The organism is Amycolatopsis sp. VC5-11 (assembly GCF_037034185.1).
Lineage (GTDB): Bacteria > Actinomycetota > Actinomycetes > Mycobacteriales > Pseudonocardiaceae > Amycolatopsis > Amycolatopsis nivea.
In genome coordinates this window covers 42,027-65,479 of record NZ_JBAGKF010000024.1, presented here as the reverse complement: position 1 = coordinate 65,479, position 23,453 = coordinate 42,027, and the positions used below count along the sequence as shown (strand labels likewise).

Here is a 23,453-nt window from a genome sequence, read left to right as displayed (position 1 = left end):
CGTCCTCAAGGGAGGGTCAGTGGAGGAACGAGCCGCCGTTGACGTCGATCGTGGTGCCCTGCAGGTAGCCCGCGTCGTCGGTGGCGAGCCAGGCGATCACCCCGGCGACGTCGTCCGCGGTGGCCTGCCGGCCGAGCGGGACGCTGCGGGTGATCGCGGCTTCCAGTTCGGCGGTGGTCGATTCGGCGCGGATGTCGGTCTCGACCGCGCCGGGCGCGACCGCGTTCACCGTCACCCCGGCGTCGCCCAGTTCCCGCGCCAGCGCCTTGGTGAAGCCGAGGATCGCGGCTTTCGCCGTGCTGTACGGGGTCCGGCCGAACACGCCGCCGCCCTGCTGCGCCGACACCGAGGACATGTTCACGATCCGTCCCCAGCCCGCCTCGATCAGGTCGGGCAGGAACGCTTTCGTGACCAGGTAGGTGCCGGTCGCGTTGACCGCCAGCACCTTGTTCCACAGGTCGAGCGTCGTCTCCAGGAACGGCACCGGCGAGGTGATGCCCGCGATGTTGACGACCGCGCCGACGCCGGGCAGGCGGCCCGCGTCGACGTCGGCCCGCACGGCCGCGTACGCGGCGAGCACGGACGCTTCGTCGGCGACGTCGACGCCGTGCGAGAAAGCGGTCGCACCGGTCGCGGCGAGTTCGCCGGCCACTTCCTTGGCGGCGGGCTCGTCGAGGTCGAGCACGACGACCGCCCAGCCGTCCCTGGCGAAGCGGGCGGCGGTGGCGCGGCCGATTCCGCGGGGCGCGCCGGCTCCGGTGATCACGGCGGTGCGACGGGTTCCGGTCATGTCCGTTGTCTCCTTGGCGTCAGAAGGGAATCAGAGGGCGGCGAGATAGGCGGCGGCTTTGACCGCGGCGGCCGGACGTTCCTCGTCGGTGACGTCCCGCGTTTCGAGTTCGAGAGAGCTGTGGCCGCGGTAGCCCGTGGCGCGCAGCGCGGCGAAGGTCGCGGCGAAGTCCACGTCGCCGTTGCCGATGCTCAGGTTGATCTGGCCCGGCGTCGCGTCGCGGAGGTGGACGTGCGCGATCCGTCCGGCGAACCGGTGCGCGAACGCGGCCGGGTCGCCGCCGGACGCGACGATGTGGCTGGTGTCGAGGACCAGCCCGACCGCCGGGTCGAGCCGGTCGGCCAGCTGACCGGCGAGGTCGACCGTGTGGCAGAGCCGGTACAGATGCGGCGCTTCGCACCACAGCTCGAGGCCCCGGCTCGCGGCCAGCGCCGCCGCCCTGCCCAGCTGGTCGGCGACGAGGTCCAGATCCGCTTCCAGGCTCGTCACCGGCTCGTGCGACGACGCGCCGCACGGCAGCACGAGCGCCCGCGCCCCGCACGCGGCGGCCAGGTCGAGCAGCCGCCGCAGGTGGGCCGCCCGGTCCGCCGCCTCCGCCGGGGCGAGCGGGCGGTTCAGGTCGCCGACGTCGCCGTTGACCGAGCGCACCGCCAGCCCGGACGCACGCACCTGCCCGGCGACGATGCGCACCGCCGCGTCGGTGAGGTCGTACGGCACGTGGTCGCAGACCCCGGGCAGCGCGCCGAGGTCGATCTCGGCGAAGCCGCAGTCCGCGACAACCGCCAGCGCGGCGGGCAGAGGCAGGTGCCGGAAGCTGATCGTCGAGCAGCCCGGCGCGGGGAGGCGTTCCATGGTCGGCAATGTTAACAGAGAAGTGTCAACAGACAAGGCCACGCCGAATGATCAGTTCTCACAAGGGATTATCTCCGGTATTCACTGTTGACAGAGCAGCCAGCAGAGCGCACGATACGCTCCATTGTTGACAGCCAGGCAGCTCGATTACTGTCGAGACGGCCGCTGGAAGAGAGAGGCGATCGACATGCGCAGCGAAGCGCTCACCATGCGGGGCCCGGTGCACGGCACCGCGGACGCCCGCCGGGTGGCCTGGGGCTCCACCGCCGGGGCCGTGATCGAGAGCTACGACTTCATCGGGTTCGGCACCGCCGCGGCGCTCTACCTCGGCCACGCCTTCTTCCCCGGCGCGTCGCCCATCGCCGGCACGCTGTCGGCGTTCGCGACCCTCGGCGTCGGATTCATCGCGCGGCCGCTCGGCGGGATCGTCGGCGGGCACCTCGGCGACCGGATCGGCCGCAAGCCGGTGCTGGTCGCGTCGCTCATCATCATGGGGCTGGCGACCTTCGCCATCGGCCTGCTGCCGACCTACGCGACGGCGGGCGTGCTGGCGCCGGTCCTGCTGGTGACCGTCCGGATCGTGCAGGGCCTCGCCTACGGCGCCGAGTGGAGCGGCGCGATCCTGATGACCTACGAGCACGCGCCGTGGCTGCGCAAGGGCAGGTTCACCGGGATCGTGCAGTCCGGGTTCCCGATCGGGCTGCTGCTGGCGAACCTGGTGTTCCTCGTGTCGGTGAACCTGCCCGGCGACTGGGCGTGGCGGGTACCGTTCCTGGCCAGCCTGGTGCTGGTGATCGTCGGGCTGGTGCTGCGGGCGAAGGTGCCGGAATCGCCGGTGTTCCAGGACGTGCGCGACAGCGGCGACCTGGTGAAGGCCCCGATCGCGGCGGTGCTGCGCGACGACTGGCGCAACGTGGTGCGCGGCATCGGCCTGCGGATCGCCGAGACGGCGGGCTACGCGGTGTCGATCACCTACCTGATCTCGTACCTGAAGTCGGAAAAGCTCGCCAGCAGCGGGGAAACGATCCTGGCGCTGTGCATCGCCTCGGCGATCGGCATCGCCGCGACCGTCGGCTGGGGCGCGCTCACCGACCGGGTCGGCCGCCGCTCGGTGTACGTCTGGGTGACGCTGTTCGCCGCGCTGTGGGCGATCCCGATGTTCCTGCTCGTCAACACCGGCACGCTGATCGCGATCGTGTGCACCGTCGTCGTCTCCTACGGCGTCTGCCAGAACGCGCTCGCCGGATCGCAGGGCGCGTGGTTCCCGGAGCTGTTCCAGGCGGGCACCCGCTCCTCGGGCGCCGCGCTGGCCTATCAGATCTCGGCGATGATCTCCGGTCTCACCCCGTTCGTCACGACGCTGCTGTTCCTCGGCATGGGCTGGCTCGGCCCGGCGCTGCTGTTCCTCGCGTTCTCGCTGCTCGGCCTCGTCTCGGCGCTGGTGACCCGGGAAACCTGGGGCCGCGCGGAGCGCGAGGCGGCCCGCGCGGCGGTCGCGAGCTCCGCGCCGGCCGCCCAGCCCGCCGCCTGAATCCCTGTCGCCGAAAGGAAAATCGCTGTGAGTCTCGACCTGATGACGCCGACTTCGTTCCGGCGACGGCTGGACGCCTGCGCGGAATCGGCGTACCGCATCCGGATGGGCGTCCTCGACGAGGGCGAAGCGCAGGGCGAGGGCTACGTCGGGCAGGCGCTCGGCGCGGCCGACCTTCTCGCCGTGCTCTACCGCGACGTCCTGCGCTTCGACCCGGCGGATCCGGAGTGGCCGGACCGCGACCGGTTCCTCCTGTCCGTCGGCCACTACGCCCTGCTGCTCTACTCCGCACTCGCCGAGGCCGGGGTGCTCCCCCGCGAAGAACTGGCGACCTACGCCGCGGACGGCTCGCGGCTGCCGATGTCGGCGATGGCCACCTACACGCCCGGCGCCGAGATCTCCGGCGGTTCGCTCGGCCACGGGCTGGGGCTCGCCGTCGGGATGTGCCTCGGGCTGCGCGCGCAAGGCCGGACCGGGCAACGGGTCTTCACGCTGTTCAGCGACGGCGAACTCAACGAAGGGTCGACGTGGGAGGCCGCGATGAGCGCGGCGAGCTGGCAGCTCGGCAACCTCGTCGCGTTCGTCGACATGAACGGGCTGCAAGCGGACGGACCGACCCGTGACGTCCTCGCCCTCGACCGCCAAGAAGACCGCTGGCGCGCCTTCGGCTGGCACGTGCAACGCGTCGACGGCAACGATCCCGAGGCGTTGCTGCGCGCGGTGGACGAGGCGACCGGCAACGCGTCGGCCGTCGGACAGCCGCACCTGGTCATCTGCGACACCGTGGTCGGCAAGGGCGTCCCGTTGCTCGAAGGCCGGGAAAAGCTCCACTTCATGAAGATCGCCGCCGAGGAATGGCCTGTGTGCAAAGAGCAGCTGACCGCCGGACACGAGAAGAGGACCCGCCGATGACCGTCGCCCAGCCGCAGCGCTCGGCCGCGATGATCGCCTCGATCGCCGACCCCGGGGTGCGCACGACGCGGGCCCCGTTCGGCGACGCGCTCGTCAAGGCGGCCGAGGCGGACCAGCGGATCGTCGGGCTCGCCGCGGATCTGGCGAAATACACCGACATGCACGTGTTCGCCCGCGCGTTCCCGGACCGGTTCTTCCAGATGGGCATGGCCGAGCAGGTGATGATGGCCGCCGCCGCGGGCATGGCCGAGGTCGGCCAGATCCCGTTCGCCGCCACCTATTCGGTGTTCGCCACCCGGCGCGCCTACGACTTCCTGTGCCTCGACATGGCCGAACCGGGGCTCAACGTCAACATCGTCGCGGCGTTGCCCGGCCTCACCACCGGCTACGGCCCGAGCCACCAGGCGACCGAGGACGTCGCGATCCTGCGCGGGATGCCCGGACTGACCATTGTGGACCCGTGCGACGCGGTGGACATCGAGCAGGCCGTGCCCCAGCTCGCCGCGGCACCCGGCCCGAGCTACACCCGGCTGCTGCGCGGCGCGGTCCCCCGGATCCTCGACGACTACGACTACTCCTTCGAACTCGGCAAAGCGAAACTGGTCCGGCCCGGCGACGACGCCGTTTTCGTCTCCTCCGGCCTGATGACCATGCGTGGCCTCCTCGCCGCCGAGCAGCTGGCGAAGCGGGGAATCGACGTGGCGGTCGTGCATTGCGCGACGCTCAAGCCGTTCGACGAGGAGACCGTGCTCGCCCAGATCGCGGGCGACCGTCCGGTGTTCACCCTCGAAAACCACAGCGTGATCGGCGGCCTGTTCGAAACCGTCGCCGCCGCCCTCGCCCGGCGCGGCATCGGCAAGAAGGTCGTGCCGATCGCCCTGCCGGACGAATTCCTGGCCGCCGGCGCGCTCCCGACGTTGCACGACCGCTACGGCATTTCGACGAACGCCGTGACCGACCGGGTCCGGGAGGAGCTGTCCGCGCGGGCCTGACCGAACTGGCGCGCGCCGGACGTCTTACGCCCGCCCGGATTCGTCCGGGCGGGCCAGCCGCTCGACCAGATCCAGCTCGAGCCGGACGTTGGCGAGAATCCCTTCCACCGTCGGGGATTCCGGTGCGCGGTCGTCGCTCCGGACGGTGCGCACGGCCATCTCCGCGAGCTGGTCGGCGGTTTCCTGGTCGTCGCCGCCTTCCTGGTGCCACCAGGCGATCCAGTTGAGCATGCCGATGACGCCGAGCGCCGCGGTGCGCGGGTTGACGTTGCGGAAGCTTCCGTCGGCGATGCCGCCGTCGATCACCTCGACGAGTTCCTTCAGCACGCGCCTTCGGCTCGCCCGGTAGGACTTCGCGAGGTGCTCGGGCAGATCGGATTCCGACCGGATCATCAGCCGGAACCGGTCCGGGTCCGCCATCTGGTGCAGCGCCAGCGTCTGTGCCATGCGCCGCAGCTTCGCGGACGGGCTCAGGTCCGCCAGCGCGTTGATCTCGCGGAGCAGCTGGGCGGGCTGGTCGGCGATCTCGCTGACCAACTGGGCGAACAGGTCGTCCTTGCTCGCCACGTAGTGGTAGACCGCCTGGCGGGTCAGGCCGGTCGCGTCGGCGATGTCCTGCAGCGTCGTCCCGGCGACCCCGCGCTCGGCGAACAGCCGGGCGGCGTTCTCCTTGATCTCCCGTTCGACCAGTTCGCGCCGCACGCTGGGGCGGCCCCGGCGTTTGGGCGGCGGGTCGGCGGCAGGGGAAGTCATAGCGGCCAAGGCTAGTCCATCACCCGGTGAAGGCCACGAGATCGACACGCTCGCTGGCGAGCGCGCCCGCGGCGACGGCCCGGAACCCGGCGGGCACGTCCGCGACCAGGAGCGCGCCAGTCGCGCGGCGGATGCGCTCGCCGAGGTCCAGCCGGTCGAGGGTCGCCTCGCGGTCGGCGGGTCCGGTCAACCAGTACGCGCTCGCGGGCGGCAGGCCCGCGATCAGTTCAGCCGCCTCGGGGCTCCACGGCCGGACCGAGATCTCGACCGGCAGCGTGCCGGCGGCGGTCCGCAGCGCCTCCGGAGCGGTGCGGCCGGGGAACCTCCGCCCGCCCGCGGTCAGTGGCCGGTCGAGGATCCACTCCGTGACCGAGGCCGGGCACGGGACCTCGTCGGTCCCGACCCCGCCGAACGCGGCGAGACCGGGGACGGCGACCTGCGGCGCGGACTCCGCGAACCGGTCGACGGGCACCTTCCCGGCCCGCGTCATGTACGCGACCATCAGCTGCTCCACCGGCATCGACAGGCGCTCCGGGAACGAGTCCCACCACGCCATCGAGCGTTCGGCGATGGACTGCAGGTGTTCGACGGCGGGCCGCCGCTCCGCCTCGTATGCGGCGAGCGCGTCGTCGAGGCCGTCGGCGACGAGCACGGCCCGGTCGAGCGCGATCGCGTCCTCCATGGCGAGTTTCGTCCCGGAACCGATCGAGTAATGCGCGGTGTGCGCGGCGTCTCCGAGCAGGACCACGTTGCGCGTGTGCCAGCGGCGGCACCGGATCGTGCGGAACCGGAGCCATTTGGTGCGATTGCCGATCAGCCGGTTTCCTTGCAGGGTCTCGGAAAACGCCTCCTGGAGGTAGCCGAGCGAGCGCTGGTCGCTGTCTCCGTTGGGCGTCTCGCGGGTCGAAACGTCGAATCCCGCCCGCCGCCACGTCTGCTCGTCGGTTTCGATCAGGAAGGTGCTGCGGTCGGCGGCGTACGGATAGGCGTGCGCGACGAAGGTGCCGTGCTCGGTAGTGACCGGGGTGAAGATCGCCCGCGGCAGCGCGAAGTCGGTGCCGCACCACAGATACAGGCCCTCGCCCTCGGCGATCTCCGGACCGAACTCCTCGGCCAGGTCGGTCCGGGTCGCGCTCGAAATCCCGTCGGCGGCGACGATCAGGTCGGCATCGAGCTCCGACACCGCCCGGCGCTCGCCGAAGCGCAGCTCCACTCCGGCGGCTTCGGCGTGCTTTTGCAGTACGGACAACAAGGTCGCGCGTCCGATGGCGAGCAGTTCGCCGTGCGCGAGACGCACCTCCGAGTCGCCGACGCGCATCGACATCTCGTGCCCGTGCGAGGCGGCGACGATGCTGTCGAGCGATTCCTCGTCGGCGAGCCGCAAATTCCGCTGCGTCCGCGACGCCAGCCCGACGCCGAAGCCGAAGGTCTTGTCCGGCACGCCTTGTTCGTAAACCGTCACCTCGGCGCCGGGATGACTGCGTTTGAGCAGCCGGGCGGCGTACAGCCCGCCCGGCCCTCCGCCGAGGACGGCGATGGTGTCGAGCTTCATGCTCCGGCTCCTCGCGGGGTCGGTCCGGCCGCCAGCGGTGCCGCCGCTTCGGCCCGGAGGCGCTTCTTGTCGATCTTCCCGACGTTGGTCTTCGGCAGTTCCGGCACCCAGACCAGGCGTTCGGGCCACTTGAACTTGGCCACGCCGAGCCCGTCCAGATGCCGCTGCACCTCGGGCATCGTCAGGGTCTGCCCGGTCGCGGACACCAGGAACGCGCAGGCCTTCTCCCCCAGCCGCGCGTCGGGCATCGCGACCACCGAGGCGATCGCGACGTCCGGGTGCTTCATCAGCAGCACCTCGACCTCCTCGGCGTTGACCTTCTCGCCGCCGCGGTTGATCAGGTCCTTGATCCGGCCCTCGATCGACACATGCCGGCGGCCGTCGACGACGTGGACCGCGGCGAGGTCGCCGGTGCGGTAGAAGCCGTCCGAGGTGAACGCGACCGCGTTGTGCTCGGGCGCGTCGAAGTAGCCCGGGATCGTGTACGGGCCGCGGCAGCACAACTCGCCGACCGCGCCGTCCGGCACTTCGGTCTCGGTGCCCGGTTCGAGGATCCGGACCTCGTCCGACGGCGCGATCGGCGTGCCGACGGTCGTCGTGCGCAGGGTTTCCGGATCGCCGGCCCGGCTCGCCAGGAACATCCCCTCGGACATCCCGAACATCTGTCCCGCCCACCGCGTTTCGCCGTCGTCCACGCGCCGGAACACGTCCGGCGGGACCTTCGCCCCGGACAGCACCGTGCGCCGGACAGTGGGGAGAACCGCGTCGAACTCGGCTGATCGGAGCGCCTGGTAGTGGCCGTGCCCGATGAGGACGTCGGTCACGCCGTGCTCCGCCATCAGCGCGAACGCGGCGACGTGGTCGGGATTGGCCAGGATCAGCGTCGCGCCGACCGAGTGGGCGGCGTGCAGCGCGCAGGAGATGCCGGCGTTGTGGATGACCGGGATGAGGTGCGCGAGCCGGGTGCCGGCGTCCCATCCCAGCGCCTGGGCGTACAGGAGCGCGTTGTTCCAGTACTCGGCGTGGATCCGCGGGATCACCTTCGGCACTCCCGTTGTCCCGCCGGACAATTGGAACACCGCGACGTCCTGCGGATCGGTTTCCGCCTCGACGCTTTCGACGAACGCCCGTGCTCGCGCCGGATCGATCCCGGCGCCGAGGTCCTCGATCCGGTGCGTTCCTTCTGCCGCGCCGACGGTGAGGACGGTGCGCAGCGTCGGATGTCCCTCGGCGACCTGGCGGGCGAACGCGACCAGGTCGAACCCGAGCCCGGCCTCGACCAGATGCGCCGCCGCGCCGACCTTGCGGCTGATGTGGCCGATCTCGTGCATCCGGTGCTGCGCCAGCGTCGCCACCGGCACCAGGCCCGCCTTGAGACAGCCGTACCAGGCGAGCACGATCGCCGTCCGGTTGGTCGACTGGAACAGCACCGGATCGAGCCGGCGCAGGCCCAGGCTGCGCAGCCCGGCGGCGATCCGGTCGGTGCGCTCGTCGAGTTCGCGGTACGTGAGGACACCTTCAGCGGTAATGAGCGCGGGGCGATCGCCTTGCCGCAGCGCGGATTCGTGCAGCCGCGCGCTGATCGGCAGGTCGCTCCATTCGCCGCTCTCCCGGTAGCGGCGGGCGCGATCGGCGGGGTACCGGACCACTCGCCCGTCCCAGTCGAATGCGGTCACTGAATGCTCCTCAGTCGATCGGCGCGGCGGTCAGCAGCGCGGTCAGTTCGCCGACGTGGTCGGGGTGGTCGGCCGGAACGACGCCGGAGTAGACCGCGGACCAGCAGCCCGGGCAGCACTGCTGGCGGAACACGACCTCGGCGTCCACGTACTCCGACGGAGCCGAAACCACCTGCGGTCCCGCCGTGCTCGACGGCCCCTCGTAGCGGGCCAGCGCCAGCTTCCCGGATTTGGTGTCGCCCAGCAGCCGGCCGCAATGCGCACAGGCGATCACGCGGGCCTCGCCGATGGTGACCTCGGCCAGGTTGTCGTCGATCCGGCGCGCGTTGCGCAGATCCACTGTCGCCTCTTGGGAAAGCGGCGTCTCGGAACGGTCGCGCCGCTCGTCCAGCATGCTCGCACGCAATTCGGCGGTGGCGGACTCGTCGAGTTCGCCGTTCGCGATCACGACGCCGTAGTTGGTGCGGGCGCCTTCAGCGGTCACCTTGCCGTTCGCCACATCCCAGGCGACCGCGTCGGCATCGCGGCGCAGCGGATCGCCGTAGCCTCCGCCGCCCTGCCAGTGCATGTACAGCACCTCGCCGGGAGCCAGGTAGCTCTCCGCGTAGCAAGCGCCGATTTCCTTGGTGCCATTGAGTTCTTCGAGGTTGCCCGGCAGCTTGCCCGACGAAAGCAGTTCCTGCACCCCGGAATCGCGCGCCAGGATCTCGAGACCGGTGTTGCCGGGGAGTCCGCCCGCGAGGCCGCCGTTCTGCGCAACGGCCTTCCCTGCGGACGCGAACACCAGCCCCATCGGCAAGCTGCTGCCGTACGGGGTCACGGCGAGCGACGCACTCACCCCGCCGCGCATCCGCCCCGGTCCGCCCGAGTCGGGTTCTTCCCGGCGCCAAAGCGTCAGCAACGGGTAGAGGAATTCGGTCATTTCGGTGTCCGGGATCCGGCCCATCGGAATGCAGAACAGGCCGCCGGTGTCCATGCCGTCGGCCACCGGACGCGCGCCGTAGCCGCCCGCCATCGGCTCCATCAGGATGTTCAGGAACGGCGCCGGCTGCTCGCCGCGCTCGTCCAGCCCGGCGACGATCGCGGTGTCCCACGTCCCGCAGCACGATGCCTGGACGCTCTTGCCGAGGTCGACGTCGCGGTCGAGCATCTGCGCGAGGCATTCGGCGATCAGGTTCCCGGTGAGCCAGGCAGGTCCGATCGGACCCCGGCTGACCGCGGCGGGGAAGGTGGCGTTGTTGATGGTGCCCTCTTCGGAGATCAGGTCGAAGCAGCGCATCAGCCCGCCCGCGGCCCACGGGATGTCGCCGGCCAGCACCGGCAGCACGGCGAGCATCACGCCGCCGCGCATCCCGGCGTAGGTGCAGTTGATGACGCCGGCTTGTGGGTCGGTGCCGGTGAAATCGAAGACCAGGCGGTCGTCCGATTTGGTCATCGCGACGGTGATCTTGTGCAGCCGGCGGTCGCCGGTCGACGCCTGGTCCTGGTAGCCGGTGGCCTTCCAGGTGCCGTCCGGGAGCCCGCGCAGCTTGGTGCGCAAGCGCGCCTCGGAGTCGTTCATCATCCGCTTCATCACGGCCTTGACGGTGTCCGCGCCGTACTGCTCGATCACCGCGAGAAGCCGGTCGCGGCCGACGGTGTTGGCCCCGATCTTGGCGCGCAGGTCGAGGCCGACGAGCATCGGGACGCGCGAGCGGCGGGTCCAGGCGTCGGCGACGTCGCGCTGCAGGACGCGGTCGCGGACCACCTTGATCGGCGGCGTCGGCACCGATTCGGAGAAGACGTCCTTGGCACCGGGGTCGAACGAGCCGAGGCCGGACCCGCCGAGATCGGGTTCGTGGCAGATCGCGCTGGTCCACGCGAAGAGCTTGCCGTCGTGGAAAATCGGCTGGTACACGATGACGTCGCTCTGGTGCAGCCCGCCGCCGACCCAGGGGTCGTTGCACAGGAACATGTCGCCGTCGGCGATGCCGGGGTTGGCGGAGCGGTGCTCTAGCGTCCAGTAGATCGCGAGGTCGACGGCCCCGACGAGCATCGTGTTGTAGAGGCCCACCTGGACCTCTTGGCCCACCTCGTCGCTGACGGCGAAGTCGAAGTCGTTGGCGTCGGTGACGATCGGGGAACCGGACATGCGCTTGAGCGCCTCCCCCATCTCGTCGGTGACCGACCACAGCCGGTGCCGGATCACCTCGTAGGTGAGCGGGTCGACGGCGTCGATCTGGTCCTGGGTGACGGTGTGCAGCGGGACGGTCCCGCCGACGGCCCGGCTGAGCGCGTCGGGGTCGAGCGGGCGGCTGGAGAAGATTTCCGAGCCGGGGATCGGTGCGGTCATGCCAGTTCTCCTTGGGGCTCAGGCCTGGTCGAGAGCGATGTGCAGGTTGCCGAGCCGGTCGACGGTCCCGGTCGTGCCGTGCGGGACCACGACGGTGGTGGTGGGCACCTCGATCACCGCGGGACCGCGCAGCACGTGGCCCGCGCGGAGCTTGGTGTAGTCGTAGATGGCGGTGTCGGCGTAGCCCTGGCTCGCGCCGAGGCACACCTTCCGGGTGCCGGTGAGCGCCGGGGACGCGTCCGCGGAATCCGCCTTTTCGAGTTCGGGCAGGGTCGGCGAGAACGGCAGGACGCCGGTGCCGCGGACGCGGTAGGTGATGGCCTGGATGCCGGCCTCGCGGAATCCGCTGTCCTGCCCGAAAAGCGTGGCGTAGCGGGCTTCGAAGAGATCCGCCGCCTTCGCCACGTCCTCGGCGGCCAGGTCGCCGCTGGGGATCGGGGTCGCCACCTCGGCCAGCTGCATGGTGTAGCGCATGTCGATCTCGCGCTCGATTTCGACGGCCGAGAACTGCATGCCCTGGCGTTCGAGCATCTCGCGGACCTCGGACTCGAGCTCCTCGAAGTTGCGCTGCACGCGGACCGGGTCGAGCGGAAGCGCCGCCGGGTCGGAAAGTTCCTTGGCCAGCACGATGTCCGACGAGGCGAGCCCGTACGCGGAGAACGCGGAAGCGACCTGGCCGAGCGGCACCACGACATCCGTGGCGCCGATCTCCTGTGCGTACCGGCCGCAGTGCGCGGGGCCGGAACCGCCGAAGGCGTAGACGATGAAGTCGCGCGGGTCGTGTCCGGCCTCGACCACCGTCTTCCGCAGCAGGTCGCCGGTCTGCGCGTTCTGCACCTCGTAGATCGCCGCGGCGGCTTCTTCGACGCTCAGCCCGAGCGGTTCGGCGATGCGGGTGCGGATCGCGTCGCGGGCCAGTCCGACGTCGAGCGCGCGCCGCCCGCCCAGCAGACCGCGTTCGGGGATGATGCCCAGCACCAGGTTCGCGTCGGTGTTGGTGGGCTCGGTGCCGCCGTTGCCGTAGCAGGCCGGGCCGGGAACCGCCTGCGCGCTGTGCGGGCCGATCTGGAGATTGCCGCCCGCGTCGATCCACGCGATCGCGCCGCCGCCGGAGCCGATGGCGTGCACCTCGAGGGTGGGCACGTTGATCGGATGGTGGTTGATGATCGTGGTCGACGACCGCACCGGTTCGCCGTCGACGACGAGCCCGGCCAGGAAGGTGGTCCCGCCCGCGTCGGTGGCGATGATGTTGCGGTGGCCCAGCTGCTCGCCGAGCGACACCGCGCCGACCACGCCGCCGGTGAGCACCGAGCCGACGGTGGAGATCGCGTTGCCCGGAGCCTCGGACGCGGCGACCGCCCCGCCGTTGCTCTGCATCACCAGCAGCGGTCCGGCGAGCTTTTCCTTGCGCAGCTTGCTTTCCAGCTCGCCGAGGTAGTCGCGCAGGCCCGGGCCGACCTGGGTGCTCATGATGGTGGTCGCGTTGCGCGCGAACTCGCGGATGCGCGGGGAGACCTCGCTGGAGATCGCGACGAAAAGGCCGGGGTCGATCTCGTGCGCGATCTCCCGGATCCGCTGTTCGTGCGCGGGATTGCGGAACGACCACAGCAGCGACACCGCGATCGCGGAGATGCCGTCGGCGACGAGGGCGCGCACGGCGGCGCGGACCTCGTCCTCGTTCAGCGGGACGACGACCCGGCCGTCTCGGTCGACCCGCTCGGTGACCTCCAGCGCGTGGCGCTTGCGGACCAGCCCGTGCGATTTGCTCTGCCCGATCGGGTTCTGCAGCTCCTCCGGCGCGCGCCCGAGGTAGCGGCCCTCGACGTTCATGATGTAGATCGAGTCGCGGTGGCCCTTGGTGGTCAGGAAGCCGATGTCCGGGACCTGGTTCATCACCAGCGCGTTGAGCGACGAGGTGGTGCCGTGCGCGATGTGGTGGGTGCGGGACAGCATCTCCGCCACCGGGACGCCCAGCTGCTCCGCGAGCACGCCGAGCACGTCCATCACGCCGTCCGAGTAGTCCGGCGGGGTCGAGGCGGTCTTGCCCGCGAGCACCAGGCCCTCGCCGTCGTCGAGGACGGCGTCCGTGAACGTGCCGCCGACGTCCACTCCGATTACGTATGCCATGAGCTCCGCTCTCCCTTGAGCTGAACGATCCTAGGTGACCCAGATCACTGGTTCGACTACTATGACGATTATTCGACGCTTGCGCAGAAAAAGTCAAGGAGATGTGTGCATCGCCCTCTGCCTGCGCGGACGACTTGACTGTTTTACATGAGCGTCGAATACTCGTCGTAGACGCAAGGAAGTGAAGGGGACCCGCATGAGCACCCACCGGATCGGGCTCGTCGTACCGAGCAGCAACGTCACCGTCGAAACCGAGATGCCGGCCGTCCTCGCGAGGCACCCCTCCGCGGAGTTCTCGTTCCACTCGACGCGGATGCGCATGCACACCGTCTCGCCGGCGGGCCTCGCGGCGATGAACGCCCAGCGCGAGCGATGCGTCCTGGAGATCGCGGACGCTTCGCCGGAGGTGATCCTGTACGCGTGCCTGGTGGCCGTCATGGTCGGCGGCCCGGGCGAGCACCGGCGGGTCGAGTCCGCCGTCGCCGAACAGCTCGCCACCGGCGGGTCCGAGGCCCTCGTCCGGTCCAGCGCCGGTGCGCTGACGGAAGGTCTGCGCGCACTCGGCGCCCGGCGGGTCGCCTTGGTGACGCCGTACCTGAAGCCGCTCGCGCAGCAGGTCGTGGACTATCTCGAGGCCGAGGGGTTCGAGATCGCCGGCTGGCGGGCGCTGGAAGTGTCCGACAACAACGAGGTCGGCTGCATCCCCGGCGAACGGGTGATGGCGGCCGCCCGGTCGCTTGATCTGTCCGATGTGGACGCTCTGGTGCTCAGCTGCTGCGTGCAGATGCCCTCGCTCAGCCTGATCGAACCCGCGGAGCAGGAGTTCGGGATTCCCGTCCTCTCCGCCGCGACCGCCGGCGCGTACAGCATTCTGCGCAGCCTCGGCCTCGACGTCTCGATCGACGGCGCGGGCAGCCTGCTGCGCGCCCGCGCCACTGTCTGATACCGCCGGAAAGGAGAACCAGCATGTCCGAAACACACCTGGTGAAGGGCGTCGACCACGTCGCCTTCCCCACGTTCGACCCGGCCGGGACGGTCCGCTTCTACCGGGACACCCTCGGTTTCCCCGTGGTGCACTCGATCTGCGCCGCGGGCTGGGGCCCGGAGCAGCACCCGGACTTCATCCACTTCTTCTTCGACATCGGCAACAACGACCGGCTCGCGTTCTTCTACTACTTCGGGCTGGACCAGTTCGACGGCGGCCCGCAGGGCGACGTGTACGCGAAGTTCGCCGAAGACGTGCCGCTCTTCTTCATCCGCTCGCGCCACCTCGCGATCCACGTGGACAGCGAGGAGCACCTCCTGGAGTACCGCCGCCGGCTCGACGCGAGCGAGTGGCCGGTCGAAATGCAGATCCAGCACGAGACCATCGAGTCGATCTACACGCACGATCCCAACGGCTACATGGTCGAGATCACCCGGGCGCTGCGTCCGGTGACCCCGCAGGAAGACCTCGACGCGAACCTCACCATCGACGCCCTCCTCGACGTCGTGTCCGGTCCGGCACCGTCGATGGACGCACTGCTGGTCCGCAAGGCGGAACTCATCGTCGAGCGGTCTTCGGCGGCGGAGGTGCCCGCGCGATGACTGCCGTGTTCTTGTTGGATGTTCCCGAAAACCAGCCGATCGTGGCGGTCGCGGCCCAAGCCGACACCGTCACCGTCGACCGGGTCGGCGCGTATTTCAAAGTCAGCGCACCGGGTCCGATCGTGATCGATCGCCGCGCCACCGGCTGTCGGCACGCTGTCTGGTACAGCAGCATCGCGGGCCTGCTGGACGCGAAAATCACGCAGTGGGACAAGGACGCGCTCCGGTTGGAAGCACGATGACCGCGAGGCTCGGCGCTGGACGGTATGTCGACAACGCCGAACTCCCTTCTGGCACCGTCACTTCCGCCCACGAATTGACCACATTAGACGGTGCGAAAGTCTCCGGCGTGCTGCGCGCACTGCCCGGTGCCGACACCGTCGTGTCGATCATGCATCCGCGGATGGACACGACCCACCACGTGCTCGTCCCGGAACTGGTGGCACGGGGTTTCGCGGTGTGGACGCAAGGCACGCGCTCGCCGAACAACGACCTGAACCTAATCCACGAACAGGCCCTGCTGGACGTCGCCGCCGGTCAGGTTTTCCTGCGGGATAAGGGATTCTCCGCCCGCGTCACGCTAGGCCACTCCGGCGGCGGCGCCCTGTTCGCGTTCTACCACCAGCAAGCAGGACTGCCGCCAGAACGACGACTCACCGCCGTCCCTTCCGGCCGACCGGTCGACCTGGCGTCCGCAGACCTGCCTGCCCCGGACGGTGCCGTGTTCCTCGCCCCGCACCCCGGCCAAGGCGCGCTGCTGCAACGGCTGATCGACCCGTCAGTCGCCGACGAGTCGGATCCGCTGTCCGTGCTCCCGGAGCTAGATCCGTTCTCGGCCGCCAACGGTTTCGCCCCTCCCCCGTCGTCTTCGGCTTATTCCGCTGACTTCATCGAGCGCTACCGCACAGCTCAAGCAGCCCGGATCGCCCGCATCGACGCGGAGGCCCGCGCCCGCGTCGCCCTCGCCGCCGAAGCCCGCGCCCGGTTCAAGACCACGCAGGACCCCGCGGACCGCCGAGCATCACTGGCACCCCGGGTCCTGACGATCTACCGCACCGACGCCGACCTGCGTTTCGTCGACCTGTCCCTGGACCCGAACGAGCGCCCGTACGGCTCGCTGTTCGGCCGCCGCCCCGACCTGACCGACTACGGCCTGGTCGGCTTCGCGCGGCTGGTGACCCCGGAAGCGTGGCTGTCGACCTGGTCGGCGAACACGAGCAATGCGTCCTTCCTGCGCTGCGCGCCGGGCGTGCGGACCCCGTCGCTGTTCGTGGAACTGACCGGAGACGCGGCTTGTTTCCCTGACGATGCGAAGGCGATGGTCGCTGCGTTGGGCGCTGAGGATGTCGAGCATCGTCAGGTACCGGGGACCCATTTCGGCGGCCCGCTTCGGCCTGGCGAACCTACCGGAGCCAGTCTGGCGGCGGCGGAGATCGGCGAATGGCTTTCGGCTCGGTTTCCGGGGTGAAGGTGCGCTCACCGCGGTGTCGCAGGGACTCCGCCGACCTCAGCGCTTCACCACAACCCTGCGGTAATCGCGAATCCCCACGACGGTCAATGCCACAACGATCACCCCGGCAGAGCAAACCTGCGCGAGCACTATCTCGTCGAACGGGATGATGCCGTTCTTCAGCACCAAGTTCTGGACCAACGCCAGCGCGATGCACAGGGCCAGCGCGAACGTCCATGCCGGGCGTGGTTCGGAGCGGAGCCGGAGCAGCAGGTATCCGGCTCCGGCGAACGCGCACAGCCAGGCGAGCGGGGACAACCCGGTGAGCCGGTCGAGGTCGCCCGGGAGCCCGAACCTGAGCGCGAGGACGGGAGCGAGGAGCAGGCTTCCGCCGATGGCCAACCACCACGGTCGAGTCGGGGGCAGTGGGGCGTCGGCGTGGAAGGCTGGCAGCAACAGCACCAGCGGGAGCCACTGCGGAGCGAAGTACGCGGCCGCTTCCGGGCTGGGATGTTTGACCAGGAACCAGATCGCGCCGGCGGTCAGGATCGTCACGGCAGCGACCCGCGCCAGACGGCGCCAGCCGTCGACCAGCAGGACGAGCGGGATCAGCGCGGCGGCCAGCGGGATGAGCTCGGTGATCAGGTCCGACGTCAGCGCGGCGCGGAAGGTGCTCGGGTAGGAGCCGGAGAGGGTGCGGAGCATCCAGAGCGTGTTGCTGGCGTTGCAGGCCGATTTGAGCACGTCCCAGAGCAGGCCGAGGAGCGCGACCTGCCGGACGAGATCACCGAGGGCAACTGTTCGGGCGGGTGCGGCCCGGGCTGCCAACCGGGTGCGGACGCCCAGCGCCAGCACCGCCCACAGTTCGCTCCACAGCGCCTTGCGATCCTGCTCGTCATGCAGGTCGAGCAGGGCTCCGACCATCTCCTCGCCTCGGTCGGCGCGGTACCAGGCCGGGAGGACGCGGACCAGGGCGCGATACTTCGTCTCGGCGCCGATCATGCTCGTGCTTCCGCTGCGTGCGGGCTTCGCACCATGCTCCACATATATCCTAGGACGATATATAGCGGCGTACGTTGCTTCGACGTCCGCGAAACTTCGCCGAAGCGGCGTTGCGGCTGTTCATCCGCCCCTACGGTCACTCCATGAAGTCTTTGCGGGATGCCCTCTCGCTGGATGAACTCAGGGGGAAGAAGGAACGGTTCTTTGCGGTCTCGATGGCGATCCTTTACCTCGGCACCGGCCTGTCCTACTCCTCGCTGGCGATCTACCTGATCCGCTACGCCGGCCTGCCTCCGTCGGTCTACGGGGCGGGCATGAGCGTCGCCGCGGTGGTGGGGATCGCGGCGGGGCCGCTGGCGGGGTGGCTGGCCGATCGCCGCGACGGACATGCTGTTTACGCGGCGCTGGTGTGGTTGATGGGCATAGCCACCTTGAGCTTCACCGTCGCGCCGGGCTGGGTGGCGCTCGTTCTGCTGAGCGTGCTGGTGGCATGCGGCCGAGGCAGCGCGGCGGTGATCGGCGCGCTGATCGGGCGGGCCGTTGATGCCGAACGCCGGGTGCCGTACCGAGCGGTGCTGAAGTCGCTGAGCAATGTCGCGATGGTTGTCGGCCTCAGTCTTGGTGCACTGGTGCTGGGATTCGGGTCGGTTGTTGCGTTCCGGGTCAGTTTTGCCGTCGAGGCAATGACTTTCGTGGTCGCCGGGATGCTGGTTCGGACAGCCGGGAAGCGCCTCGCGCCGAAGCGGGCGGATCCGGCGCGGGCGGACGAGCCGGGTGCGGGCCGGGCGAGCGTGGTGCGGGACCGCCGGTTCGTGCTGCTCACGATCGCCAACGGCGTGCTGACGTTGTCGGAATCGATGATCACCATCGCCCTGCCGTTGTGGGTCCTCGGCCGGATGCACGTCCCGCTGTGGCTGGTGTCGGTGGCGCTGGTCGTGCAGACGGGCGGCATCGTGGTCTGCCAGATCCCGGTGAGCCGCCGGGTGACCGATGTGCCGACGGCGGCCAGGGCAGCCCGGCTCGGTGCCCTCCTCCTCGCCGCGGCCGCCGTGCTGTTTCCGGTCGGGGCGCTCGCCGATCGCGGTGCTATCGCTGTCGCCGCGATCGTCGGGATCGCGCTGGCCGTCGTAGGCGGAGAAGTGCTGTACGGCACCGCTTCCTGGTGCTTTCTCTACGACCTGGCACCCGAGTCGGCGCTCGGCCGGTACCAGGGCTTCTACAACATGGGATTCGACCTGAGCATGATCGTCGCACCGTCCCTGTTCGGCTGGTTCGCGAGCACCGGCACCCAGGTGGGCTGGTTCAGCCTGGCAGCGGCGTTTCTCGTGACCGGACTCGCGTTGACGCCACTCACCCGCCGGAGCCCATCCCGCGCACAGCCGGGACACGGCGCTCGCCCGAACGCCTAGGCGAGCACCGTGCCCCGCTGCCCGATCCCCCGGGGTCTACCGTGCCGTCAACGCGACAGCGAAAGCGTTCCCTTCCCCCTGAAACAACGAACTGAGGTACCCGGTGAAGGCACCGCAGTCAGTCAACGGCGGGATCGCATACGTCCCGGTCACCGGGCCACCGGCGGCCAACGCGAACCCGGTGCCAGTGCGCAAATCGACCGGGATCGGGGCGCTCGCGCGGCAGTTCTGGTCCGCGACGGGCACGCCGAACAGCGACACTTGCGGCACGGCCAACGCGAGCTTCGTGTGCGCCACGAAACCGCCGTCGCCCAACGAGCCGGTTTGCTCGCCGTCAGGCGTGAAGCGCAGTTCGGCGGTTCCTGGCACGAATCCGAAGAGCTTGAACGCCGCTTGGGCCGGGTCGAATGCCGGGCGGTCGCTGAAAGACGGCTGCGTGGTGACGGCGAAAGAACCGTTGAGCGGCACCGTCGTTCCCAGTGCCTTCACCGTCGTCGTGCCGGTGAGGCTGTAGTGGTAGCCGCTCTGCGTGGTGCCGACGTCGAAGCTCAGCAGGACCGAATCCTGACCCGGGTCGAGTGTGCAGTCCGAGGTGAACGAGCCCAGTCCGGTGAACGATCCGTCGGCCTTCTTCGGGGTCAGCCGGGTGCTGAAGCCGCCGAGGGTGACCGTTGTCTTGCCTGCGTTCGGGACCACTATCGGCGGTACCGAGCCGGTCGCTTGGGCGGTGAACGGACCCGACTGCGGCAGCGTCGTCTTAGCCACAGTGAGGGGCACGGTCACGGGGAGGGTCAGGGAGCCGTTGGCCAGCGTTACTTCTGCGGCGGCCGTCCCTTCGACGCTCGCTGCGCCGACTAGTGCCAAGCCGCGCGTGGCTTTGTCCGGAACGACCACCGAGACGGCGAGACCCGACGTCGTGAGCGTGCCGCCCGGTGCGGACGGTACGTCGAACGACGCCTTCACCTCGACGTCCAGTTTCTGTTCCCCGATCAGGGGAAACGGGCAGGTGTAGCTCAGCTTCTTGTCGACCTGCGTCGCCGCGGCCGAGGGAGAAGCCAGGCAGGCGACGGCGAGGCAGGCGAGACCCGCCGCGAGCAACCACCGGGCTTTCGGCACGGTTTCCCCCTTTCCGAGGGCATGGCACCGGTCCCCGCCGCGGCGCGGCGGGGACCGGCAGATCGGATTACTGGCGGGCGAGGTTCAGGTCGAGCGTGTTGCCGTCGCTCTTGGCGAACGCGCTGATCCAGTCGTTGAACGAACCGCAGTTCTGGAACGCCGACAGCGCGTAGGTCCCGGTCAGCTTGCCGCCCTTGAGCAGGTCGAAACCGTCGCCGGTGCTCATCTCGCTGGTCGACGGGCTGACCGTGCCGCACTTCGGGTCGGTGCTGATCGGGAAGCCGAACAGGTTGACCGTGGGCAGGAAGACGTCGAACTTGATGTGCGCCTTGAACCCGGTGCCGACCAGTTCGCCGCTCTGCGTGCCGTTCTGCACGACCTTGACGTCTGCGCTGCCCGGCAGGAACCCGAGCAGCTTGAAGTCGGTCTTGGTCGCGTCGAGCTTCAGCGAGCCGGTGAACTTCTTGGCCGCGATGTCCACGTCGGCGTCGAAACCGCCCTTGATCGGCGCGGTGCTGCCGAGCGCTTTCAGCGCGGTCTTCCCGTCGATGCCGAACACGAACTTCGTGCCCCCGGGCGGCGGCGTGTCCGACGTCGGCGGCGGGGTGGCCGAGGTCGGCGGCGGCGTGTCGGACGTCGGGGGCGGCGTGTCCGAGGTCGGCGGCGGGGTCGAGGTCCCGCCGCCGCCGTTGATGGTGATCGTGGCGAGGGTGTTGTTCTGGCCCGGGTCCTGGGTGCACGGCGCGTTGATGGTGCCGTCCGGGGTGATCCCGGTGACCGAGCCGTCCGCCTTGCGCGGGGTGACCTTGAGCGCGAGGTCGCCCACGGTGATCTTCGCCTGGCCGGGCTGGGTGAACGTGAGCGACGGCGTCTTGCCGGTCGCGTTGATGTTCATCTCGCCCGACGGCGGGATGTTCGTCTTGTCCAGCGCGATCGGGACGCTGACCGGGAGGTCGAGGCCGGGTGCGGCGACCTTCGCGCTCGCGGTCGCGCTGCCTTCCAGGGTCGTGGCCCCGATCAGGCCGAGCCCGCTGACCGTGTCCGCGTTGATCGTGGACACGGCCTTGATGTCGAACGCCCCGGTCGCCTGCCCGGCGTTCACCGCGGGCGGCAGATCGGTGTTGATCACCACCTTCAGCGACTGCGATCCGACCAGCGGGAAGGTGCAGTGGTAGTTCAGGGTCAGCGAGATCGGGTCGGCGGCACTGGCCTGGGCCCCGACCACCAGCGCGGCGGCGACGAGCCCCGCCGCGCCCGCGGCCGCGGCGGCCACGACCGTCTTCTTCTTGCCTCTTGGGTGACTCACGATGGTCCTTCCGGGTATCAACAGTGATACGAAAAGGCGGAGCGGTAAAACGGTAATCGCTACCGGTCAGCAAGCTAGCGAGCGAGGAGAGCGCCGATCAAGGGCTGGCGCGTAAATCTCCCGGGCAGTCCGGCAAATTGTCATCCCGGCACGCCGTGCGGGCCGTTTTCCTAGCAGGCGCAGGCGACTTTCCCCGCGCTCGCCGCACGAACAGGGCGCTGACGCGGGTGACAAAACCGAATCCGGAAATGTTTACGCGCGTGCCAATCGGGCATTCCTTTCTTGCCCGCCCGCGACCGTGCTGCGTAGCCTCGAAAACCATGAACAGAATGCACAGCGCGGTGCTGGCGACGTCGGCCGCCGTGCTCATCTCGTGCGCCGCCTGCTCCTCGGCCGCGCCCGCCGACACCGGCCGGCACGCCGACCCCGCGGCGCTCGCGTGGGTCGACAAGGTGTGCACCAGCGTGGCCGCGGGCTCGGCGAAACTCTCGCAGCCGCCCGCCGCCGACAGCGCCGCGCCCGGCAAGACCCGGGACGCGATGGTCGCCTTCCTCGACCGGCTGGGCTCGGCACTCGGCGACATGGCGAGCGGTCTCCGCGCGGCGGGCGTGCCGCCCGTCCCGGACGGACAGTCCGCAGTGGACAAAGCCGCCGCCAACCTGAGCGAGACCACGAACAAGATCGCCGCGACGAAGGCCACGATGGAGCAGGCGAAGGTCGACGACCAGGCGAGCCTGCACCAGGCGATCGCCGCCGCCGACGCGACGATGGGCCAGCTCACCGACCCGGAGGGGCCGATCAAGGACCTCAAGGCGAACCCCGAGCTGAACCTCGCCTTCGCCGAATCCCCCACCTGCAAGCGCGTTTACGGGACGAGTTCGTGACCGCCCGCCGCGCGCTCGCCGCGCTGGTCGCGCTCGTCCTCGCCGCGGCGCTCGCCCCGGCCGCCGCGGCGGAGCCCAGCCCGGGCCCGCCCGACGACTCGTTCTACACGCCGCCTTCCCCGCTGCCCGCGGGCAAACCCGGCGACGTGATCCGCTGGCGGCCGTCGAAGGCCGGGCCGCGCCAGGCGTCTGTCGATGCCTGGCAGGTGATGTACTTGTCCACCAACGCACTCGGGAAGCCGGACGCGGTCACCGGCACCGTGCTGGTGCCGAAGAACGCGGACCGGGCCAGCGCGCCGGTCGTCGCGTTCGCCCCCGGCACGCACGGCCCGGCCTTCGCCTGCGCTCCGTCGAAGATGATCGACATGGGCGCTTTCTACGAGCAACCCGGTCTCGACGACCTGCTCGACGCGGGCTACGCCGTCGCGGTCCCGGATTACGAGGGCTACCAAAGCTCCCCCAAGACGACGTACGTCGTGGGACGGTCCGAAGGCCCGGCCGTGATCGACGCGGTCCGCGCGGCACAGCGACTCGCGCCCGCCGGGCTCTCCAGCACGTCGAAGGTGGTCTTCCGCGGCTACTCCCAAGGCGGCGGCGCGGCGGTGTGGGCGGGCGAACTGCAACCGTCGTACGCGCCGGAGCTGAATCTCGCCGGGATCGCCGCCGGCGGGGTTCCCGCCGATCTGGTCCAGGTGACGCTGCAACTCGACGGCAAGTTCGGTTTCGGCGTCTTCGCCTACGCCCTGCTCGGCCTCGACCAGGCCTACCCGGAGCTGAAACTCGATTCGTTCCTCAGCGACAACGGCCGCGCGAAGCTCGCCGAGATGAAGCAGAGCGCGTGCACGTTCGAACTGCTGACGACGTACGCGAATCAGAAGATCGCTGACTACACCACGAGTCCCGGCTACATCCAGCCCGCGTGGGCAACCCGGCTGGCCGAGAACAAGCTCGGCACCACCCCGCCGAAGGCCCCGCTGTTCCTCTACCACGCGACCGGCGACCAGCTGGTGCAGTTCGCGCAGGCCGACGCCCTGCACAAGACCTACTGCGCCGCCGGCGTCCAGGAAACCTGGAAGACCTACGACACCGACCACATCACGCTGGTCTACACCGGCAACGCCGACGTGCTGTCCTTCATCAAGGACCGGATCGCCGGCAAACCGGCCACGTCGAACTGCTGAT

20 protein-coding genes are annotated in these 23,453 nt (G+C 69.9%); 10 read left to right on the top strand and 10 right to left on the bottom strand.

Features of this window, described 5'->3' with window-relative positions; translation table 11 throughout:
- Positions 1 to 16: 16 nt before the first annotated feature.
- Together WA670_RS40715 and WA670_RS40710 are read right to left on the bottom strand one after the other, a co-directional pair.
- Positions 17 to 790 (bottom strand): SDR family NAD(P)-dependent oxidoreductase, encoded by a 774-nt coding sequence (locus WA670_RS40715; protein WP_037812669.1) that lies wholly within the window; start codon positions 788 to 790, stop codon positions 17 to 19.
- 30 nt (positions 791 to 820) lie between these two features.
- Positions 821 to 1,642 (bottom strand): sugar phosphate isomerase/epimerase family protein, encoded by an 822-nt coding sequence (locus tag WA670_RS40710; RefSeq protein WP_336161448.1) that lies wholly within the window; start codon positions 1,640 to 1,642, stop codon positions 821 to 823.
- A gap of 187 nt (positions 1,643 to 1,829) precedes the next feature.
- On the opposite strand from WA670_RS40710, the gene WA670_RS40705 reads away from it, so the two are divergent.
- From WA670_RS40705 to WA670_RS40695, 3 genes are read left to right on the top strand one after another with little or no spacing between them, the layout of a single operon-like run.
- A complete protein-coding gene (locus tag WA670_RS40705; RefSeq protein WP_043834145.1) occupies positions 1,830 to 3,173 on the top strand; it encodes an MFS transporter in 1,344 nt (447 codons plus the stop codon).
- A 27-nt stretch (positions 3,174 to 3,200) separates the two neighbouring features.
- A complete protein-coding gene (locus tag WA670_RS40700; RefSeq protein WP_308196535.1) occupies positions 3,201 to 4,085 on the top strand; it encodes a transketolase in 885 nt (294 codons plus the stop codon).
- Complete coding sequence (locus tag WA670_RS40695) at positions 4,082 to 5,077, top strand: transketolase family protein (protein WP_134730655.1); 996 nt, start codon at positions 4,082 to 4,084, stop codon at positions 5,075 to 5,077. The genes WA670_RS40700 and WA670_RS40695 overlap by 4 nt, the downstream gene beginning before the upstream one ends.
- A gap of 24 nt (positions 5,078 to 5,101) precedes the next feature.
- On the opposite strand, the gene WA670_RS40690 is transcribed toward WA670_RS40695, so the two are convergent.
- Genes WA670_RS40690 through WA670_RS40670 form a run of 5 tightly spaced genes read right to left on the bottom strand, consistent with a single transcriptional unit; the run spans position 5,102 to position 13,517 of the window.
- Positions 5,102 to 5,830, bottom strand: a complete 729-nt coding sequence (locus WA670_RS40690) for a TetR family transcriptional regulator (protein ID WP_043834150.1) — start codon at positions 5,828 to 5,830, stop codon at positions 5,102 to 5,104.
- Positions 5,831 to 5,849: 19 nt separating this feature from the next.
- Positions 5,850 to 7,382 carry an FAD-dependent monooxygenase gene (locus WA670_RS40685; protein ID WP_037812681.1) on the bottom strand — a complete coding sequence of 511 codons (1,533 nt, stop codon included), beginning with the start codon at positions 7,380 to 7,382 and terminating at the stop codon, positions 5,850 to 5,852.
- Positions 7,379 to 9,058, bottom strand: coding sequence for a (2,3-dihydroxybenzoyl)adenylate synthase (locus tag WA670_RS40680; RefSeq protein ID WP_336161443.1), 1,680 nt, complete (start codon positions 9,056 to 9,058; stop codon positions 7,379 to 7,381). The genes WA670_RS40685 and WA670_RS40680 overlap by 4 nt, the downstream gene beginning before the upstream one ends.
- Positions 9,059 to 9,068: 10 nt before the next feature.
- A complete protein-coding gene (locus WA670_RS40675) occupies positions 9,069 to 11,390 on the bottom strand; it encodes a hydantoinase B/oxoprolinase family protein (protein ID WP_336161442.1) in 2,322 nt (773 codons plus the stop codon).
- 18 nt (positions 11,391 to 11,408) lie between these two features.
- A complete protein-coding gene (locus WA670_RS40670) occupies positions 11,409 to 13,517 on the bottom strand; it encodes a hydantoinase/oxoprolinase family protein (RefSeq protein WP_037812688.1) in 2,109 nt (702 codons plus the stop codon).
- 196 nt (positions 13,518 to 13,713) lie between these two features.
- Here WA670_RS40670 and WA670_RS40665 point away from each other — a divergent pair, with 196 nt between their 5' ends.
- From WA670_RS40665 to WA670_RS40650, 4 genes are read left to right on the top strand one after another with little or no spacing between them, the layout of a single operon-like run.
- Positions 13,714 to 14,460 carry a maleate cis-trans isomerase family protein gene (locus WA670_RS40665; protein ID WP_336161440.1) on the top strand — a complete coding sequence of 249 codons (747 nt, stop codon included), beginning with the start codon at positions 13,714 to 13,716 and terminating at the stop codon, positions 14,458 to 14,460.
- A 23-nt stretch (positions 14,461 to 14,483) separates the two neighbouring features.
- Positions 14,484 to 15,104, top strand: a complete 621-nt coding sequence (locus tag WA670_RS40660) for a VOC family protein (protein WP_037812693.1) — start codon at positions 14,484 to 14,486, stop codon at positions 15,102 to 15,104.
- Positions 15,101 to 15,346: a hypothetical protein gene (locus WA670_RS40655; protein ID WP_037812696.1), complete on the top strand. Its 246-nt coding sequence runs from the start codon at positions 15,101 to 15,103 to the stop codon at positions 15,344 to 15,346. Before WA670_RS40660 ends, WA670_RS40655 begins: the two co-directional genes overlap by 4 nt.
- Complete coding sequence (locus WA670_RS40650) at positions 15,343 to 16,572, top strand: alpha/beta hydrolase (RefSeq protein WP_336161437.1); 1,230 nt, start codon at positions 15,343 to 15,345, stop codon at positions 16,570 to 16,572. The genes WA670_RS40655 and WA670_RS40650 overlap by 4 nt, the downstream gene beginning before the upstream one ends.
- Positions 16,573 to 16,611: 39 nt before the next feature.
- Here WA670_RS40650 and WA670_RS40645 read toward each other — a convergent pair whose 3' ends face one another.
- The gene (locus WA670_RS40645) at positions 16,612 to 17,556 is read right to left on the bottom strand and encodes a hypothetical protein (RefSeq protein WP_336161435.1); all 945 of its coding nucleotides are present in this window, start codon (positions 17,554 to 17,556) and stop codon (positions 16,612 to 16,614) included.
- A 143-nt stretch (positions 17,557 to 17,699) separates the two neighbouring features.
- Here WA670_RS40645 and WA670_RS40640 point away from each other — a divergent pair, with 143 nt between their 5' ends.
- Entirely contained in the window at positions 17,700 to 18,965 is a 1,266-nt protein-coding gene (locus tag WA670_RS40640; protein WP_336161433.1) for an MFS transporter, read from the top strand.
- A 36-nt stretch (positions 18,966 to 19,001) separates the two neighbouring features.
- On the opposite strand, the gene WA670_RS40635 is transcribed toward WA670_RS40640, so the two are convergent.
- A complete protein-coding gene (locus WA670_RS40635; RefSeq protein WP_336161431.1) occupies positions 19,002 to 20,081 on the bottom strand; it encodes a DUF6801 domain-containing protein in 1,080 nt (359 codons plus the stop codon).
- 67 nt (positions 20,082 to 20,148) lie between these two features.
- The gene (locus WA670_RS40630; protein ID WP_134730669.1) at positions 20,149 to 21,387 is read right to left on the bottom strand and encodes a DUF6801 domain-containing protein; all 1,239 of its coding nucleotides are present in this window, start codon (positions 21,385 to 21,387) and stop codon (positions 20,149 to 20,151) included.
- A 320-nt stretch (positions 21,388 to 21,707) separates the two neighbouring features.
- Between WA670_RS40630 and WA670_RS40625 the strand changes: the two genes are divergently transcribed.
- Together WA670_RS40625 and WA670_RS40620 are read left to right on the top strand one after the other, a co-directional pair.
- Positions 21,708 to 22,271 carry a hypothetical protein gene (locus tag WA670_RS40625; protein ID WP_238605386.1) on the top strand — a complete coding sequence of 188 codons (564 nt, stop codon included), beginning with the start codon at positions 21,708 to 21,710 and terminating at the stop codon, positions 22,269 to 22,271.
- A complete protein-coding gene (locus WA670_RS40620; protein ID WP_336161428.1) occupies positions 22,268 to 23,452 on the top strand; it encodes a lipase family protein in 1,185 nt (394 codons plus the stop codon). The genes WA670_RS40625 and WA670_RS40620 overlap by 4 nt, the downstream gene beginning before the upstream one ends.
- Position 23,453 lies beyond the last annotated feature (1 nt).

What these genes read in the sequence shown, in the direction of transcription:
- WA670_RS40705 (WP_043834145.1), top strand. Translation starts at nt 1,830, where the DNA reads ATGCGCAGCGAAGCGCTCACCATGCGGGGCCCGGTGCACGGCACCGCG.
- WA670_RS40660 (WP_037812693.1), top strand. Translation starts at nt 14,484, where the DNA reads ATGTCCGAAACACACCTGGTGAAGGGCGTCGACCACGTCGCCTTCCCC.
- WA670_RS40650 (WP_336161437.1), top strand. Translation starts at nt 15,343, where the DNA reads ATGACCGCGAGGCTCGGCGCTGGACGGTATGTCGACAACGCCGAACTC.
- WA670_RS40640 (WP_336161433.1), top strand. Translation starts at nt 17,700, where the DNA reads ATGAAGTCTTTGCGGGATGCCCTCTCGCTGGATGAACTCAGGGGGAAG.
- WA670_RS40645 (WP_336161435.1), bottom strand. Translation starts at nt 17,556, where the DNA reads ATGATCGGCGCCGAGACGAAGTATCGCGCCCTGGTCCGCGTCCTCCCG.
- WA670_RS40665 (WP_336161440.1), top strand. Translation starts at nt 13,714, where the DNA reads ATGAGCACCCACCGGATCGGGCTCGTCGTACCGAGCAGCAACGTCACC.
- WA670_RS40675 (WP_336161442.1), bottom strand. Translation starts at nt 11,390, where the DNA reads ATGACCGCACCGATCCCCGGCTCGGAAATCTTCTCCAGCCGCCCGCTC.
- WA670_RS40685 (WP_037812681.1), bottom strand. Translation starts at nt 7,382, where the DNA reads ATGAAGCTCGACACCATCGCCGTCCTCGGCGGAGGGCCGGGCGGGCTG.
- WA670_RS40625 (WP_238605386.1), top strand. Translation starts at nt 21,708, where the DNA reads ATGAACAGAATGCACAGCGCGGTGCTGGCGACGTCGGCCGCCGTGCTC.
- WA670_RS40690 (WP_043834150.1), bottom strand. Translation starts at nt 5,830, where the DNA reads ATGACTTCCCCTGCCGCCGACCCGCCGCCCAAACGCCGGGGCCGCCCC.
- WA670_RS40710 (WP_336161448.1), bottom strand. Translation starts at nt 1,642, where the DNA reads ATGGAACGCCTCCCCGCGCCGGGCTGCTCGACGATCAGCTTCCGGCAC.
- WA670_RS40695 (WP_134730655.1), top strand. Translation starts at nt 4,082, where the DNA reads ATGACCGTCGCCCAGCCGCAGCGCTCGGCCGCGATGATCGCCTCGATC.
- WA670_RS40655 (WP_037812696.1), top strand. Translation starts at nt 15,101, where the DNA reads ATGACTGCCGTGTTCTTGTTGGATGTTCCCGAAAACCAGCCGATCGTG.
- WA670_RS40715 (WP_037812669.1), bottom strand. Translation starts at nt 790, where the DNA reads ATGACCGGAACCCGTCGCACCGCCGTGATCACCGGAGCCGGCGCGCCC.
- WA670_RS40670 (WP_037812688.1), bottom strand. Translation starts at nt 13,517, where the DNA reads ATGGCATACGTAATCGGAGTGGACGTCGGCGGCACGTTCACGGACGCC.